The 14,964-nt window shown below is 63.9% G+C and carries 15 protein-coding genes; 10 read left to right on the top strand and 5 right to left on the bottom strand.

Translation table 11 applies throughout. The features are described 5' to 3' along the window. The first annotated feature begins 68 nt into the window (after positions 1-68). The 7 genes from rsxA to KI611_RS13415 are packed head-to-tail and all read left to right on the top strand — an operon-like array spanning position 69 to position 6,464. Positions 69-653, top strand: coding sequence for an electron transport complex subunit RsxA (rsxA, locus tag KI611_RS13385; RefSeq protein WP_226416154.1), 585 nt, complete (start codon positions 69-71; stop codon positions 651-653). Next, positions 653-1,252, top strand: a complete 600-nt coding sequence (gene rsxB / locus KI611_RS13390) for an electron transport complex subunit RsxB (RefSeq protein WP_413463912.1) — start codon at positions 653-655, stop codon at positions 1,250-1,252. Before rsxA ends, rsxB begins: the two co-directional genes overlap by 1 nt. Beyond that, a complete protein-coding gene (gene rsxC / locus KI611_RS13395; RefSeq protein ID WP_226416155.1) occupies positions 1,252-2,988 on the top strand; it encodes an electron transport complex subunit RsxC in 1,737 nt (578 codons plus the stop codon). Before rsxB ends, rsxC begins: the two co-directional genes overlap by 1 nt. Next, positions 2,985-4,004: an RnfABCDGE type electron transport complex subunit D gene (locus KI611_RS13400; RefSeq protein WP_226416156.1), complete on the top strand. Its 1,020-nt coding sequence runs from the start codon at positions 2,985-2,987 to the stop codon at positions 4,002-4,004. Before rsxC ends, KI611_RS13400 begins: the two co-directional genes overlap by 4 nt. Continuing rightward, complete coding sequence (gene rsxG, locus KI611_RS13405; protein ID WP_226416157.1) at positions 4,001-4,666, top strand: electron transport complex subunit RsxG; 666 nt, start codon at positions 4,001-4,003, stop codon at positions 4,664-4,666. The genes KI611_RS13400 and rsxG overlap by 4 nt, the downstream gene beginning before the upstream one ends. Beyond that, positions 4,663-5,346 (top strand): electron transport complex subunit E, encoded by a 684-nt coding sequence (locus KI611_RS13410; protein ID WP_226416158.1) that lies wholly within the window; start codon positions 4,663-4,665, stop codon positions 5,344-5,346. Before rsxG ends, KI611_RS13410 begins: the two co-directional genes overlap by 4 nt. A 41-nt stretch (positions 5,347-5,387) precedes the next feature. After that, positions 5,388-6,464, top strand: a complete 1,077-nt coding sequence (locus KI611_RS13415) for an RNA methyltransferase (RefSeq protein WP_226416159.1) — start codon at positions 5,388-5,390, stop codon at positions 6,462-6,464. On the opposite strand, the gene KI611_RS13420 is transcribed toward KI611_RS13415, so the two are convergent. From KI611_RS13420 to KI611_RS13430, 3 genes are all read right to left on the bottom strand, one after another. After that, positions 6,426-9,023: an EAL domain-containing protein gene (locus KI611_RS13420; protein WP_226416160.1), complete on the bottom strand. Its 2,598-nt coding sequence runs from the start codon at positions 9,021-9,023 to the stop codon at positions 6,426-6,428. The two genes, KI611_RS13415 and KI611_RS13420, sit on opposite strands and share 39 nt — an antisense overlap. Next, positions 9,020-9,919, bottom strand: coding sequence for a cytochrome-c peroxidase (locus tag KI611_RS13425; protein WP_226416161.1), 900 nt, complete (start codon positions 9,917-9,919; stop codon positions 9,020-9,022). Before KI611_RS13425 ends, KI611_RS13420 begins: the two co-directional genes overlap by 4 nt. A 196-nt stretch (positions 9,920-10,115) precedes the next feature. Continuing rightward, positions 10,116-11,516, bottom strand: coding sequence for a diguanylate cyclase (locus KI611_RS13430; RefSeq protein WP_226416162.1), 1,401 nt, complete (start codon positions 11,514-11,516; stop codon positions 10,116-10,118). Positions 11,517-11,609: 93 nt separating this feature from the next. On the opposite strand from KI611_RS13430, the gene nth reads away from it, so the two are divergent. From nth to KI611_RS13445, 3 genes are read left to right on the top strand one after another with little or no spacing between them, the layout of a single operon-like run. Then, complete coding sequence (gene nth / locus KI611_RS13435) at positions 11,610-12,242, top strand: endonuclease III (RefSeq protein ID WP_226416163.1); 633 nt, start codon at positions 11,610-11,612, stop codon at positions 12,240-12,242. Next, positions 12,239-13,258, top strand: a complete 1,020-nt coding sequence (locus KI611_RS13440; protein WP_226416164.1) for an FIST C-terminal domain-containing protein — start codon at positions 12,239-12,241, stop codon at positions 13,256-13,258. The genes nth and KI611_RS13440 overlap by 4 nt, the downstream gene beginning before the upstream one ends. Then, positions 13,251-13,682, top strand: coding sequence for a DUF1841 family protein (locus tag KI611_RS13445; RefSeq protein WP_226416165.1), 432 nt, complete (start codon positions 13,251-13,253; stop codon positions 13,680-13,682). Before KI611_RS13440 ends, KI611_RS13445 begins: the two co-directional genes overlap by 8 nt. Before the next feature lie 40 nt (positions 13,683-13,722). Here KI611_RS13445 and KI611_RS13450 read toward each other — a convergent pair whose 3' ends face one another. Then, positions 13,723-14,496: an MBL fold metallo-hydrolase gene (locus tag KI611_RS13450; protein WP_226416166.1), complete on the bottom strand. Its 774-nt coding sequence runs from the start codon at positions 14,494-14,496 to the stop codon at positions 13,723-13,725. Positions 14,497-14,632: 136 nt separating this feature from the next. Beyond that, the gene (locus KI611_RS13455; RefSeq protein ID WP_226416167.1) at positions 14,633-14,947 is read right to left on the bottom strand and encodes a hypothetical protein; all 315 of its coding nucleotides are present in this window, start codon (positions 14,945-14,947) and stop codon (positions 14,633-14,635) included. Between the last annotated feature and the right edge of the window lie 17 nt (positions 14,948-14,964).

A 14,964-nucleotide genomic window follows, 5' to 3' on the forward strand; every position in this document is an offset into this window, starting at 1 on the left:
ATACGCAAGGCGCGGTTGTTTGCCCTGCGCCAAAACCCGATAATGCGCGACCGAAGCTTTTTCAAAATATGAGCCACTACTTATTCATCCTCGTCGGCGCGGTGCTGGTCAACAACGTCGTGCTGGTGAAGATCCTCGGTCTTTGCCCCTTCATGGGCGTTTCCAAGAAACTGGAAACCGCCTACGGCATGGGTGCCGCGACGACCTTCGTGCTGACCATGGCGACCGGGGCGAGCTACATCATCGACCATTACCTGTTGATGCCGTTCGGTCTGGAATACCTGCGCACGCTGTCCTTCATCGTCACCATCGCGGCCATCGTCCAGCTCACTGAAATGGTCATCGCCAAGACCTCGCCGACGCTGCAGCAGACGCTCGGCATCTACCTGCCGCTGATCACCACCAACTGCGCCGTGCTCGGCGTGCCGCTGCTCAACGTTTCGAACGGCTACAACTTCGTCGATTCGCTGCTCTTCGGCGCCGGCAGCGCGATCGGTTTCTCGCTGGTGCTGATTCTCTTCGCCGGCATCCGCGAACGGGTCGAGGGCGCCGACGTGCCGGTGCACTTCCGCGGCGTCGCCATCGCGATGGTCACTGCCGGCCTGATGGCCCTGGCTTTCATGGGTTTCGCCGGCCTGGACAAGTATCAATAATGGACATCCTGCTCGCCATCGCCATCATGGCCCTCGGGGCCGTCGTCCTCGGGGCCGCGCTCGGCTTCGCTTCGATCAAGTTCAAGGTCGAAGGCGACCCGCTGGTCGAAAAAATCGAAGGCATCCTGCCCCAGACGCAATGCGGCCAGTGCGGTTTCGCCGGCTGCAAGCCTTACGCCGAAGCCATCGCCAAGGGTGAAGTGGATATCAACCTGTGCCCGCCCGGCGGCATGGAAGGCGTGCAAAAGCTGGCCGACCTGCTCGGCCGCGAAGTCAAGGATCTGGAAGCCGAGGAAAAACCCAAGCAGGTCGCCATCATCGATGAACAGACCTGCATCGGCTGCACGCTGTGCATCCAGGCCTGCCCGGTCGACGCCATCGTCGGCGCCGCCAAGCAGATGCATACCATCGTCGCGCCGCTGTGCACCGGCTGCGAACTGTGCCTGCCGCCGTGCCCGGTTGAATGCATCCGCATGGAGCCGATCGGCGAAAACCTCGACAACTGGAAATGGAAATATCCGGTCGTCGAAATCAAAACCATATCGATGCCCGCAAGGGATACCCCCACCGGCGGTGCCGGTGGCATAAAAGCCGCCTGATGTTGATGAACCTGTTCAAATTCAAGGGCGGCGTCAAGCCGCCGACCAACAAGACGCAGTCCGTCGGTTTGCCAATTGCCCAGGCGCCGCTGCCTTCCCGGTTGATCGTGCCATTGCACCAGAGCATCGGCGGCACGCCGCGCCCGGTGGTCCAGGCCGGCGACACGGTTCTCAAGGGCCAGTTGATCGGCGAGGCGGATGGCTGGATTTCGGCTGCCGTCCACGCCCCGACCTCGGGTACCGTGGTCGCCGTGGCAATGCATGTGCAACCCCATCCCTCCGGCCTCGACGCCCTCTGCGTCGTCATCGAACCGGATGGCAAGGATCAATGGATTGCCCGCGAACCGCTTGATTACAAGACGCTGAAACCCGAGGAAGTCCGCGAGCGCCTGCAACAGGCTGGCGTCGTCGGCCTCGGTGGCGCGGTTTTCCCGACCCACGGCAAGCTGACCCCGGCCAAGACCGTGCCGATGGATGAACTGGTGATCAACGGCGCCGAGTGCGAACCTTTCATCACCTGCGACGACCTCTTGATGCGCGAACGGGCCGAGGAAGTCGTGCGCGGCATCGGCATCTTCCGCGACCTGCTGCAGCCGAAGAAGGTGTTGATCGGCATCGAGGACAACAAGCCGGAAGCCGCCGCCGCGATGCGGGCGGCGATCGCCGCGCTGAACGAATCGTTTCTCGTCATCCAGGTGCCGACCCTCTACCCGGCCGGCGGTGCCAAGCAACTGATCCGCGTGCTGACCGGCAAGGAAGTGCCGGCGTCAAAACGCTCGACCGACCTCGGCGTCCAGTGCTTCAACGTCGCCACCGCCTATACCGCCTGGCGCGCCATCGCCCATGGCGAACCGGTCGTCTCGCGGATTGTCACGCTGAGCGGCAATGTCGACCAGCCACGCAACTACGAGGTGCTGATCGGCACGCCGATGGGCGAATTGCTCAAGCTCGCCCAGCCGCACCCGGATACCGACGGCATCGTGATGGGCGGCCCGATGATGGGCTTTCTCGTGCCCAATGCCGAGGTTCCGGTGGTCAAGGCGACCAACTGCCTGATTGCCCACTGCGACCGCCTGTTCCCGCCCAAGGCGCCGGAAATGCCGTGCATCCGCTGCGGCTCCTGCGCCACGGTCTGCCCGCACGAACTGCAGCCGTTCGAGATGTACTGGTTCTCGCGCGCCAAGAATTTCGGCAAGACGCAGGAATATCACATCTTCGATTGCATCGAATGCGGCTGCTGCTCGTTCGTCTGTCCGTCGCGCATCCCGCTGGTCCAGTATTTCCGCTTTGCCAAGAGCGAAATCTGGGCCCGCGAACGGGAAAAGAATGCGGCCGACGGCGCCAAGGCCCGTTTCGAATTCAAGCAATTGCGCGACGAGCGCGAGAAAGCCGAAAAGGCCGAGAAGCTGGCCAAAGCAGCCGCCGCCCAAGCCGCCAAGAAGGCCGCGGAAGCTGCGGCGGCTGCCGCAGCCGACGCCGACGAAGCAGCAGCACCGGCCGATGTCGCGCCGAGCGCTCCGGTCGACGCCGAAAAAGCGGCAAAAATGGCGACCATTCAAGCGGCCATCGAACGCGCCAAAGCGCAGCGTGAAGCAGCCCAGCCGAAAAACACCGAAGCCCTGAGCGCGCAGCAGCAACGGGATATCGCCGAAATCGAAGCACGCCGTACGGTTCTCGAACCGACGACGCCGGAAGTAGTCGTTCCGGCCGGCGACAATAGCCAGAAAACCGAATGATGTTCGCCCCCGCCCCCTTCCTCCTCAAGGACGTCAGTGTCAACCAGGTGATGACGCAAGTCTGCCTCGCGCTGATTCCCGGCATCGCCGCTTACGCCTGGCTGGTCGGCCCGGCCATCCTGGCCCAGCTGGTCATCGCTTCGCTGGCCGCGCTGCTCGCCGAAGCCCTGATGCTCCGCATCCAGGGCAAACCGCAGGCGATGTTCCTGGCCGACGGCTCGGCCATCGTCACCGCCTGGCTGATCGCCCTGACCTTTCCGCCGCTGGCGCCGTGGTGGCTGGTCGTCACCGGAACCTTCTTCGCCATCGTCGTCGCCAAGCATCTCTACGGCGGCCTCGGCCAGAATCCGTTCAATCCGGCGATGATCGCCTTTGCCGTCTGCATCGTCGCCTTCCCGGCGCTGATGTCGCAATGGCCGGGCATCGGTCTGCAAGCCGGTCTGATCGAGCAGATCAATGTCATTCTCGGCTTCGCCCCACGCCTTGACGCCCTCTCCGGCGCGACACCGCTCGATGCGCTGAAGACGGCCCTAAAACTGGGCGAAGGCCAGGTCGACGTCGCCCACCTGCTGGCCAATCAGGACATTTTCGGCACTTTCGCCGGGCGCGGCTGGGAATGGGTGGCCGCCGGCTATCTGCTGGGCGGTCTGTGGCTGTGGCAGCGCAAGATCATCAGCTGGCATGTCCCACTCGCCTTCATTGGCGCGCTGACCCTGATTTCCGGCGGACTCTGGCTGTACCAGCCGACGCAGTTCGCCAGCCCGCTCTTTCACCTGTTTTCCGGCGGCGCCATGCTCGGCGCCTTCTTCATCGCCACCGACCCGGTCTCCGGCTGCACGACGCCGCGCGGCAAGCTGATCTTCGGCGCCGGGGCCGGCCTGCTCGCCTACATCATTCGCGTCTTTGGCGGCTATCCGGATGGCGTCGCCTTCGCCATCCTGTTGATGAATCTGTGTGCACCGGTCATCGACTTGCTGACCCAGCCGCCGATCTTCGGCATGAAGGACAAAGCATGAGTGCGACGCGCCAATTCACCGCGACCGGCATGGCCGTCCGCACGGCGGCAATCCTGTTCGTTTTCATCATCGTTTTCACCGGCCTGCTGTCCGGCGCCTATCTGTGGACCAAACCGTCGATCGAGGCATCGGCGGCCGAAGAAAAAATGAAGCTGGTCGACGAAGTCCTGCCGCGCAGCGAGTACGACAACGCCCTGCTCGACGACACACTGACCCTGCCGGCAACCCCGGAGCTCGGGCTGACCGACCCCTCGACGCTTTACCGGGCACGGCGCGGTGATCAGCCAGTGGCGCTGGTCTTTGAAGCCATCGCCCCGGATGGTTATGCCGGCAAGATCAGGCTGATCCTGGCCATCGGCGCCAATGGCCAGGTGGCCGGCGTCCGCGTCACCCAGCACAAGGAAACGCCGGGCCTCGGCGATTACGTCGAAGTCAAGAAAGACAAGAACAAGGCCCGCCCGTGGATCACCCAGTTCCGGACGATGTCGCTGGCCGAGGTGGCGGAGCGCGACTGGAAAGTGAAGAAGGACGGCGGCCGTATCGATTACTACGCCGGCGCCACGGTCACCCCGCGCGCCGTCAGCAAAGCCGTGCTCAAGGCCGTCAAATGGGCCGACGCAAACCGCGATGCGTTATTTTCCACAACGGGAGCTGTCAAATGATCACCCGTGACCAATTCAAGACCATTGCCGGCAACGGCATCTGGAAACAGAACACCTCGATTGCGCAGATCCTCGGCCTCTGCCCGTTGCTGGCAACGACGACCAATGCGGTAAACGGCATCATGCTGTCGCTGGCCACCATCCTGGTCATGGCGCTCTCCAACTTTGCCGTCGCCTCGCTGCGCAACTTCATCCCGCATGAAATCCGCATCCCGGTCTTCATCCTGATCGTCGCCGCGCTGGTCACCGTCGTCGATCTGCTGTTCAACGCCAACCTGCACGAGCTTTACCTGGTGCTCGGCATCTTCATTCCGCTGATCGTCACCAACTGCATCGTGCTCGCCCGCGTCGAAGCCTTTGCCGCCAAGAACCCGCCGCTGCAATCGACACTCGACGGCATTTTCATGGGCGTCGGCATGCTGTGGACGCTCGCCGTGCTCGGCGCCATGCGCGAGTTGCTCGGCAATGGCACGCTGTTGGGCGGCATCGACATGGTCTTCCCCAGCCTGCATCCGATCCAGCTGCTGCCGGAAAGCTACAGCGGCTTCCTGCTCGCCTTGCTGCCGCCCGGCGCCTTCATCCTGCTCGGCTGCATGATCGCCTGGAAAAACTGGATGGATGCCCGCGCTGCCGAACGCGCCAAGCAGAAACCGCCGGCTGCGGTCAGCGTGGCCGGCTGACGGCCAACGGCGCGTTGTTTGCCGGACGCGCCGACTTCCCGATGAATATCGAACAACTCCGCCAAGCCCTGCGCGCGCATGGCGCCAAGACCTGCCACGAGGAACGCATCCTGCGCGCCTGGCTGCAAGCCCGGCCGCTCGACAGCGGGGCCAAGCGGCGACGTGCTGAGGATTTTCACCCGCTCGAGCTGCGCGCCGCACTGCCGGCCATTGACGCAGAGCTGCACGGCCTGGCCCGGGTCCGCTCGGCGCATGCCGGCGAGGATGGCTCGGAACGCCTGCTTGTCGCACTGGCCGACGGCCAGACCGTGGAAAGCGTGCTGCTGCCGCGCGACGGATTATGCGTATCGACCCAGGTCGGCTGCGCCGTTGGCTGCGTTTTCTGCATGACCGGCCGCGACGGCCTGCTGCGCCAGCTGGACAGCGCCGAAATCGTCGCCCAGTTCGTTCTCGGCCGCGCCCGGCGGACCGTCAAGCGGGTCGTCTTCATGGGCATGGGCGAACCGGCCCACAACCTCGACAATGTGCTGGAAGCCATCGACCTTCTCGGCACGGCCGGCGGCATCGGCCACAAGAATCTGGTGTTCTCGACGGTCGGCGACCGCCGGGTGTTCGAGCGCCTGCCGCGCCAAACGGTCAAGCCGGCCCTGGCCCTCTCGCTACACACGACCAATGCCGAACTACGCACCCGCCTGCTGCCCAAGGCGCCGCGCCTCGACCCGGCCGAGCTGGTCGAGCTCGGCGAAGAGTACGCCCGGACCACCGGCTACCCGATCCAGTACCAATGGACGCTGCTCGACGGCATCAATGACAGCGCCGAGGAAATGGACGGCATCGTCCGGCTGCTTACCGGCAAGTACGCGATCCTCAACCTGATTCCCTACAACACCACCGAGGGCGAGGGTTTTCGGCGCCCGGCCCAGGAACGGGCCGAGGAAATGGTCCGCCTGTTGCACCGCCGGCGCATCCTGACCAAGCTGCGCAATTCGGCCGGCCAGGATATTGATGGCGGCTGCGGCCAATTGCGGGCGCGTTCGCAGGAACCCCGCCCGCTGACCTTCAGCCCCGCCGCACCGTCCTCAGCCGATCGCCCCATCGAGCGGCTGGCCGGCGAGTAGCTTGCCGAGTTCCTCGGCCGGCTGCGGCCGGCCGAACAGATAGCCCTGGAACTGATCGCAGCCGCGTTCGAGTAGATAGCTGCGCTGCGCCTCGGTTTCGACGCCTTCGGCGATGACTTCGAGATCCAGCTCATGGGCCATGGCGATGATCGCCGAGGCGAGCCGGACGTCTTCGCCATGCTCACCGATTTCGCAGACGAAGGACCGGTCGATCTTCAATGACTGTACCGGGAACTGCTTCAGGTAACTGAGCGAGGAGTAACCGGTGCCGAAATCGTCGATCGCGACATGGATGTGCATGCTGCGCAGCGTCCGCAGCACCGTCGTGGCATGCGACGAATTGCGCATGAGCAGCGATTCGGTCAATTCGAGTTCGAGCAGCTGCGGCGGGATGCCGTACTCGGCCAGCGCCTGGGCCACCATCTTCGGCAGATCCTGCTTGGCGAACTGCTGCGCCGAAATATTGACGGCGACCGGCACGACGCGCAGTCCGGCATCCATCCAGGCCCGTTGCTGGGCGCAGACGTTGCGGATCGCCCATTCGCCAAACGCGTTGATCAGGCCGTTTTCCTCGGCCAGCGGGATGAAGCGGGTCGGCGGAATCATCCCCTGCTCGCGATGGTTCCAGCGCATCAGCGCTTCGGCGCTGACCAGCTCGCCGCTCCGGGCATTGACCTTGGGCTGGTAGTACATCAGCAATTCGTTGCGCTCCAGCGCCCCGTACAGATCGTTTTCCAGCAACAGTTCGCCGAGCGATGCGGTATTGATTTCCGGCGAGAAGAAACGCAGCGTATTGCGCCCCTCGTCCTTGGCCCGATACATCGCCGCATCAGCCTTACGCAGCAGCTCGGAGGTGGTCTGACCGTCGTCCGGAAAGAGCGCGATACCGGCACTGCCGGTAATCGTCAGTTCATGGCCGGCCAACAGGTAGGGCTGGCGCAGCGCCGAAAGCAGTTTGCGGGTGATGTGCATGGCATCCTGACGATGCTCCAGGTCGGCCAGCACGACGACGAATTCATCGCCGCCCTGACGGGACAGCGTATCGGTCTCGCGCAGCACGCCGAGGCAACGCTGGGCCGCCTGCTGGAGCAGGCTGTCGCCGACTTCGTGGCCGAGCGTGTCATTGATGTTCTTGAATCGGTCGAGGTCGATGAAGACCAGCGCCATCGGCCGGTTGATACGCCGCGCCATGAGCATCGCCTGACCGACCCGGTCTTCGAGCAGCAGACGGTTGGGCAGACCGGTCAGCACGTCGTGGTGGGCCAGATGATGGATACGCGCTTCGCTCTGCTTGCGCTCGGAGATATCGGTAAAGACGGCGATGTAATGGGTCGTTACACCTTTTTCGTCGCGCACCGCGGCAATCGACAGCCATTCCGGATAAATCCCGCCATCCTTGCGGCGGTTCCAGATTTCGCCCTGCCAGTGCCCCTCGTCGATCAGCTCGCCCCACATCTGGCGGTAAAACTCCTGGCCTTGCTGTCCGGAATTGAGAATCGACGTTCGCTGGCCGACCACCTCGTCGGACTGGTAGCCGGAAATCGCGGTAAACGCCGGGTTGACCGCGACGATCTGCGAATCGGCATCGGTAATCGTCATGCCTTCGGCGGCATTGGTGAACACCGTGCCATACAGGCGCAGTTCGCCCTCGGCCCGGCGCAGCGCCTCGTACTGCTCGGCCAAGTCGAGGTGGGCCGCGGTCAGCTGACGGCGGTCGCGCTCGAAGCGGACCAGCGCGTAAACGGCATAGCCGATCAGCAGCAGCGATACGATGTAGAGCAACTGCCGGTAGTAACCGGCAATGCGCAGCGCCTCTTCGTGCCCCTCGGTGTACACGCGGGTCGCTTCTTCGAGCAAGGCCGCGGTCGGCGAACGCATGATGCGCTCGACCAGCAAATTGACTTCCGGCCGGCGCTGGATGATCACTTCGCCATGGACCAGCATTTGATTGAGCGACAACGGACCTTCCGTCCTGATGTTCATGCGCCGCAGGCGAAGCACTTCGTCATTCAAATGCTCGGCCAGATCGAGTTTCACCCCGTGGGCATAGTCCAGCAAATGGCGGATGAAGTGCTCGAACTCGCTGTTGTCGCGGAGCGCCGTCGTCTGCAGGAGCGACTCCGCCGCCACCGGAAAATAAAACTCCGAATTGCGCAGGATGGCATTGCTGCGCTGGAAGCGGTCGACATCGAGCTCTTTCTCGCGCTGGCTGGCGACGAGTTTTTGTACCAGAAACTTCAGCTTGGCCTGGGAAGTGTCCGACAGCAGCGACGGCATCCGCAGCAGATCGGTCTGGGCGTCGCGAATTTGCAGCATATGCCGGACCAGCGGATCGTAGTTCTGCAGCAGATCGGAATAACTCGCCAGTACCGCCCCGTTCAGTTCGACATCGGCCTGTTGCACACGGCGCAGCGACTGCATGTAGGCGTAGTGCTCGTCCGGCGAAACCTCGTCGGCCTGGATGAAAAGCCCGGTGACCAGGGCCAGCAGCAGGACAAAGCCGATACCCAGGCGCAGCCGGTGGCAGCGCTCCGGCGGGCAGAACTTGAGCGCGCTCACGGCCGGGCCTCGACCGGCAATTCACCGCTCAAGGTCGTCAGGAAGGCGACGATCGCCCCGACATCCTCGGTCGACAGGTCGCGTCCGAGCTGATAGCGGCCCATGACCATCACCGCCTGATTGAGCGTGCGGGCCGAGCCGTCGTGAAAATACGGCGCAGTCAGCGCGACATTGCGCAAACCGGGCACCTTGAAAACATGCCGGTCTTCCTCCCGCTGGGTGACGTTGAAACGGCCCAGATCGTCCTTGGTGATCGCCCGGCCGGCGAAGTAATCGCCCAACACGCCGAACTTCTGGTACATGTTGCCGCCGACCAGAACGCCCTGATGGCAACTGGTGCAGCCGTACTCGCGAAAACGCCGGTAGCCGTCGATTTCGAGCTCAGTCAGGACGTCCTTCTCACCACGCAGGTAGCGATCGAAACGGGAATTGACGGTGACCAGCGAGCGTTCGAAGGTGGCGATGGCATTCAGCACGTTGTTCGCCGTCAGGCCATCGGGATAATTCTGCTTGAAAGCGATCTTCAGCTCGCTGTCCTGCGCCAGCCGGGCCAGCACCTGCGGCCAGCTTGCCGCCATCTCGATCGGATTCTGGATCGGTCCGGCCGCCTGCTCTTCGAGCGTGGCAGCGCGCCCGTCCCAGAATTGCGCCAGACTGTAGCCGCTGTTGAATACGGTCGGGGCGTTGATGCCGCCTAGCGCGCCACCGACACCCACCGAAAACTGCCGGCCATCGACGCCGCCTTTGCCCAGATCGTGGCAGGAGACGCAGGCCAGCGACAGGTCGGCCGATAGGCGCGTATCGCGAAACAGCTTGGCGCCGAGCGCGACCCGCTCCGGGTCGAGACCGGAAATCGGCTGGAGCGGCAATATCGGCTGCAGAATATCGCCCTGCATGGCAAGAACCGGCAATACAGCGCGGCTCGCCGGTATCGGTGGCCGGCCGGACCAATATAACCAGCCGAAACCGAGAAGGGACAGAAAAAGCACAAAAATAACAAGGAAACGAGCAGCGGGCAGCTTCATCGCTGAATTATGCCTTGATAGACGTCAAAAATATAACTTTAGTAACAGCCCGGGCGCCATATCGGCTTCAGGCGGCGACGACCACACAATTCTTGCCCCTCTGCTTGGCCAGGTAGCTCGCCTCATCGGCCCGGCGAATCAGCGAATTATTGCTATCGCCGCCGCGCTGTTCGGCAACGCCGATACTGACGGTACAGCGGATCGAGCGGCCGTCGGCCGCAATGACTTCCTGACTGGCAAAGCCGCTGCGCAAACGCTCGGCCATCGCCAGCGCCGCCTCGATACCGGCTTCCGGCAGGAGGACGACAAACTCCTCGCCACCATAACGATAACCGCTGTCGCTGCGCCGCAGGCAATGCGCGATCACGCCGGCCAGCGCCTTGAGGACACGGTCCCCTTCGAGATGGCCGAAACTGTCGTTGATCCGTTTGAAATTGTCGCAATCGATCACCAGCAGCGACAACGCACGCTGGTAGCGGTCGCTGCGTTCCAGTTCGGACTGCAGACGCTGATGCAGATAACGCGAGTTGTACAAACCGGTCAGCGAATCGGTCAGGCTCAACAGCCGGTAGCGCTCCTCGCTTTCGCGCAGCGCCTCCTCGGCGCGCCGCCGTTCGGTGACGTCCTGCAAGGTTTCGATGGCGCCGACCAGTTCGCCGAGCGCATTGCGCAACGGCGCCGCCGTAAAAAACAGCCAGCGGCCGCCTTCGCCAAAATGCGGGAAGAAATCCTCCGCTTCGTAACCACCGTGCACCAGCAGCGAAGGCCGAAAACGGCCGTGATAGAAGCGATCGACCGCTGCTTCGCTGGCCCCGTCGATAACCAGATCGGCCATGATCGGCCGCGGCGACGGATAAAAAGCCTGCCACTGGTTACCGCTGCCGATGACGTGGCGGGCCGACATGCCGGTCAGCACTTCACAGGCATGGTTCCAGTGGGTAACCCGATGCCCGGCGTTGATGACCAGCGTCGCCACCGACATGCCATCGACGATCTGCGCCAGATGGGCTTCGCTCTCGCGCAGAGCCGTTTCGGCCCGCCGTTGCTCGGTGACATCCTGCAGGGTTTCGATGGCGCCGATGACTTTGCCCTCTGCATCGCGCAGCGCCGCCGCCGTGAAATACAGCCAGCGCCCGCCAGCACCGAAGCCCGGAAAAAAATCCTCGGCTTCGAATGCCCCGTCGATCAAGGCCGAGCGCTTGAATTTGCCATGATAAAAACGCTCCGCCACGGCATCCGGCGCGCCATCGACGATCAGGTCGGCGAGAATCGGCCGGGCTGCGGGGTAAAACGGCCGCCAATGCTCGTTGGCACCGATGATTTGCGAAGCCGGCGTGCCGGTCAGCTGGACGCAGGCGCGATTCCAGTGCGTCACGCAATGCCGGGCATCGATAACGATGGTCGCAACCGGACTCCCCTCGACCAACTGGGAGAAATCATTGCAGCTTGCGTGGGGCGTAGCTGACATCTGAGCCGCCCTCCTTCTCGGTTGGGTAGAATCTTGTTTTGTGCAATATGGCGTATTCTGCAACGCCTGACAATCCACCGCCGCCGCTACCCCGTGAAAAAAGCCGATATCGAGCTGTTCTTTGCTCGCCTGCGCGCCGCCAACCCGGCGCCGACCACCGAACTGCATTACGCCACGCCATTTCAACTGCTGATCGCGGTCATTCTTTCCGCCCAGGCCACCGATGTCGGCGTCAACAAGGCAACCGCCCGCCTGTTTCCCGTCGCCCCCACCCCCGACCGAATGCTGGCGCTCGGCATCGAGGGCCTCAGCGATTACATCAGGACCATCGGCCTCTACCGGACCAAGGCGAAGAACGTCATCGCCACCTGCCGCCTGTTGCTCGAACTGCACGACGGCGAAGTTCCGGCCGACCGCGCGGCGCTCGAAGCCCTGCCCGGCGTCGGCCGCAAGACCGCCAACGTGGTGCTCAACACCGCCTTCGGCCAGCCGACCATCGCCGTCGACACGCACATTTTCCGGCTCGGCAACCGGACCGGCCTGGCCCCGGGCAAGACGGTGCTCGAAGTCGAACAGAAGCTGCTCCGCGTCACGCCCGACCACTACAAGAAGGATGCCCACCACTGGCTGATCCTGCATGGCCGCTATATCTGCAAGGCACGCAAGCCGGAATGCGCGCGCTGTGTCGTGGTCGACCTTTGCGGCTTCAAGGGCAAGACGCTATGAAGGTCGCCAGCGCCCTGGTTTCCGGCCTGCGCCCCGGGCCGGAACTGGCCGCCGAGGCGGTACGCCAGGCCCTGGCGGAGGCCGGGCTGGAACGGGCCGAACAGATCATCCTGCTGCTCAGCCGCGATTTCATCCGCCATGCACCACCGGCAATTCTTGCGGCAGCGCGGGCCGGCGGCTGCCTGCAGGTTGGCGGCGGGACGGCCAACGGCTTGTTCACCGAACGCGGCTGGCAATGCGACCAGCCGGCCGCCGCCGCCCTGGTCCTGGCCGCCGATTCGGCCGACCCGCCCCCTGCGACGACGCCTACTCTCTGCTTCAGCGGTCACGGCGCCCTGCCCTTCGACTGGCAGGCCGGCCCGCCGCGCGCCGGACTGCTCGACACCGATGCCGCCGTCTGGGCGCATGGCCGACTGAACACCAGCGGCTGCGCCGAATTCAATCTGCCCGGCCTGCGCAGCAGCCTGGCGCTGAGCACCGGGCTACGTTGCCTGGGTGAAGCGCAGCCGGTCGAGCTCAGCGAAAGCTACGATTTGCGCCGCGTCGGCGGCCACAGCGCCGTCGACAGCCTGCGCCGCGCCCTGCCGCCCGAGCTGCGGCAGAATCCGCCGGTGCACCAGATTGCTGTCCTGCGCCAGCCGGACGAGCCGGCGATCCCGATCCTTTCGGCCAATGCCGACGGTTCGCTGACGCTGGCCGCCGAACTGCCGATCGGCGAAAAAATCACCTGGACCATCCGCCAGCCGCTGGCCGCCGAGCAGGACATGCGCCAAGCTCTGGCAGCGGCAGGCAAGGCCGGGCCGGCGCCGGATTTCGCGCTGATGTTTTCCTGCATCGGCCGCGGCCCGCTCTTCTACGGCGACGACGACCGCGACCTCCAGGCCTTTCGCGAGCAGTTTCCCGGCACGCCGCTGCTCGGCGCCTACGGCAGCGGCCAGATCGCGCCGGGCGCCTCGGGCAACCGGCTGTTCCACAATTCCGCCATCACCCTACTTTTTGCGAGTTCTCATGTTTAATCCCTCCCGCGAGCAGGTCCGTCTATTTTTCTGCGATGCCTGGAAAAAGCATCTTGAGCGCCTGCCGCTGGTCGGCGCCGAAGTGACCGCCGTCGATCTGGCCGCCCGCCATCCCGAATACCATGCGCTGCTGAGCGATGCCAAGGGGGCGCTGGAGAAGGAATGGACGCCGGAAGGCGGCCAGATGAACCCCTTCCTCCACCTCTCGCTGCACCTGGCTATCCACGAACAGGTCAGCATCGACCAGCCGCCCGGCATCCGCGCCGCCTTCGACAGCCTGCGCGCCCGGATGGAGCCGCACGACGCCGAACACGTGCTGCTCGAATGCTTGGCCGAAACGATCTGGCGAGCCCAACGGGACGGGACGGCGATGGATGCGCTGGCCTATGTCGACGCGGTGCGCCGCAAGTCCAGCCTGATCTGAAACCCGCCCTTCGGCCGACGAAGGGCGGTTAGGCCGCCGCCTAGCGCGGAATCTGGTAGTTGTTCTGGGTCATCAGGTCGACGCCGCATTCCAGGCTTTCGACCCAGGCAATGAAGTCATTGACCGCCGACTGGCCGACGAAACGGCTGCCGTGCTGCGGCACGATCTGCTCGATCTCCAGCTGGCGCACCATGTTGGCCCAGAAGCGGCACACCTTGCGGGTCACGATGTAGCGCCGGTGGAACGGCTCCATGAAACGGACATGGCTGGCGAAATCGCTGATCGGCTCGGCGGCCTTCTCGTGCGGCACCAGTGATGCACCGAGGTCGCCGGAAAAAAGGATTTTGGCGACCGGATCGTAAAACTGGAAGTTGCCTTCGGCGTGCATGAAGTGGGCCGGCAAGGCCAGCAGCTTGCAACCGCCCAGACGGATCACCGTGCCCTGATCGGGAATGCCGAGGATCCGGTCGGAAACGTCGCGGCCGGTCGTGAAGTGCGGCACGAAGCGGGTCCACAGGCTGGAAATCATCACCTTGCAGTGCGACGCGATGAACCATTTGTTCACCGACGCGATGATGTCCGGGTCCGGGTGGGAAGCGAGGATGTAGTCGAGATCCTTGGACGAGAAATGCTTCTGCATATCCATCAACAGACCGGTGTAGGTCATGTTGCCGCCCGGATCGATCAGCGCCCCGTGGCCGTTGTCGACCACCAGAAACTGGTTGCACTGCACGGCACCGGCCGCTGAATCGTCGACCAGATCGTAGAAAGCGTGGACGATGTGCTTACCGTCATTGAACAGCTCGATGGCCATAAAACCCCCTGATGACAAGGGCGTCATTATGGCCAGCGCGCCGGGTTTTGCCTAGTTCAAACTATCTAGTTACATTGGTGGCGGCATGCTTGCCGCGCCACCGCCCCCAATTCTGGCTGGAGGCGGGAGACGGCCGTTACGCCGTCTTGTGCTCTTCGCCGTCCTTGCTCTGGCTGCCCAGGCTCAGTTCGCCGTTTTCGCTGAGGGCGAAGAAGAAAGCATCGACCGCCTTCGGCTCGCCCGAGGCGCAGAAAGTCGTCTTGCCGCAATCGCACTGGCCGACCCAGATCGCATTGAGGCCGCGCAGGCCGCGCGTGCTAACCGGGTTGATCGTCGTCACATCGCCGCCACAGGTATTGCAAATCAGCTTTTCCGGCCGCGCTGCGGCGAGCTTGGCCTGCGCCTGCGCGATACGAGCCGCCTGATCGCCGCGTTGTTTTGCCTGTCCCATCACTTTCCCCGGTTTGT

The organism is Dechloromonas denitrificans (assembly GCF_020510685.1).
GTDB lineage: Bacteria > Pseudomonadota > Gammaproteobacteria > Burkholderiales > Rhodocyclaceae > Azonexus > Azonexus denitrificans_A.

Excerpts from the sequence above, each read along its gene's own strand:
- rsxB (WP_413463912.1), top strand. The coding sequence starts at position 653 with ATGGACATCCTGCTCGCCATCGCCATCATGGCCCTCGGGGCCGTCGTC.
- KI611_RS13410 (WP_226416158.1), top strand. The coding sequence starts at position 4,663 with ATGATCACCCGTGACCAATTCAAGACCATTGCCGGCAACGGCATCTGG.
- KI611_RS13440 (WP_226416164.1), top strand. The coding sequence starts at position 12,239 with ATGAAGGTCGCCAGCGCCCTGGTTTCCGGCCTGCGCCCCGGGCCGGAA.
- KI611_RS13455 (WP_226416167.1), bottom strand. The coding sequence starts at position 14,947 with ATGGGACAGGCAAAACAACGCGGCGATCAGGCGGCTCGTATCGCGCAG.
- KI611_RS13445 (WP_226416165.1), top strand. The coding sequence starts at position 13,251 with ATGTTTAATCCCTCCCGCGAGCAGGTCCGTCTATTTTTCTGCGATGCC.
- KI611_RS13450 (WP_226416166.1), bottom strand. The coding sequence starts at position 14,496 with ATGGCCATCGAGCTGTTCAATGACGGTAAGCACATCGTCCACGCTTTC.
- KI611_RS13430 (WP_226416162.1), bottom strand. The coding sequence starts at position 11,516 with ATGTCAGCTACGCCCCACGCAAGCTGCAATGATTTCTCCCAGTTGGTC.
- rsxC (WP_226416155.1), top strand. The coding sequence starts at position 1,252 with ATGTTGATGAACCTGTTCAAATTCAAGGGCGGCGTCAAGCCGCCGACC.
- KI611_RS13400 (WP_226416156.1), top strand. The coding sequence starts at position 2,985 with ATGATGTTCGCCCCCGCCCCCTTCCTCCTCAAGGACGTCAGTGTCAAC.
- rsxA (WP_226416154.1), top strand. The coding sequence starts at position 69 with ATGAGCCACTACTTATTCATCCTCGTCGGCGCGGTGCTGGTCAACAAC.
- rsxG (WP_226416157.1), top strand. The coding sequence starts at position 4,001 with ATGAGTGCGACGCGCCAATTCACCGCGACCGGCATGGCCGTCCGCACG.
- KI611_RS13425 (WP_226416161.1), bottom strand. The coding sequence starts at position 9,919 with ATGCAGGGCGATATTCTGCAGCCGATATTGCCGCTCCAGCCGATTTCC.
- KI611_RS13415 (WP_226416159.1), top strand. The coding sequence starts at position 5,388 with ATGAATATCGAACAACTCCGCCAAGCCCTGCGCGCGCATGGCGCCAAG.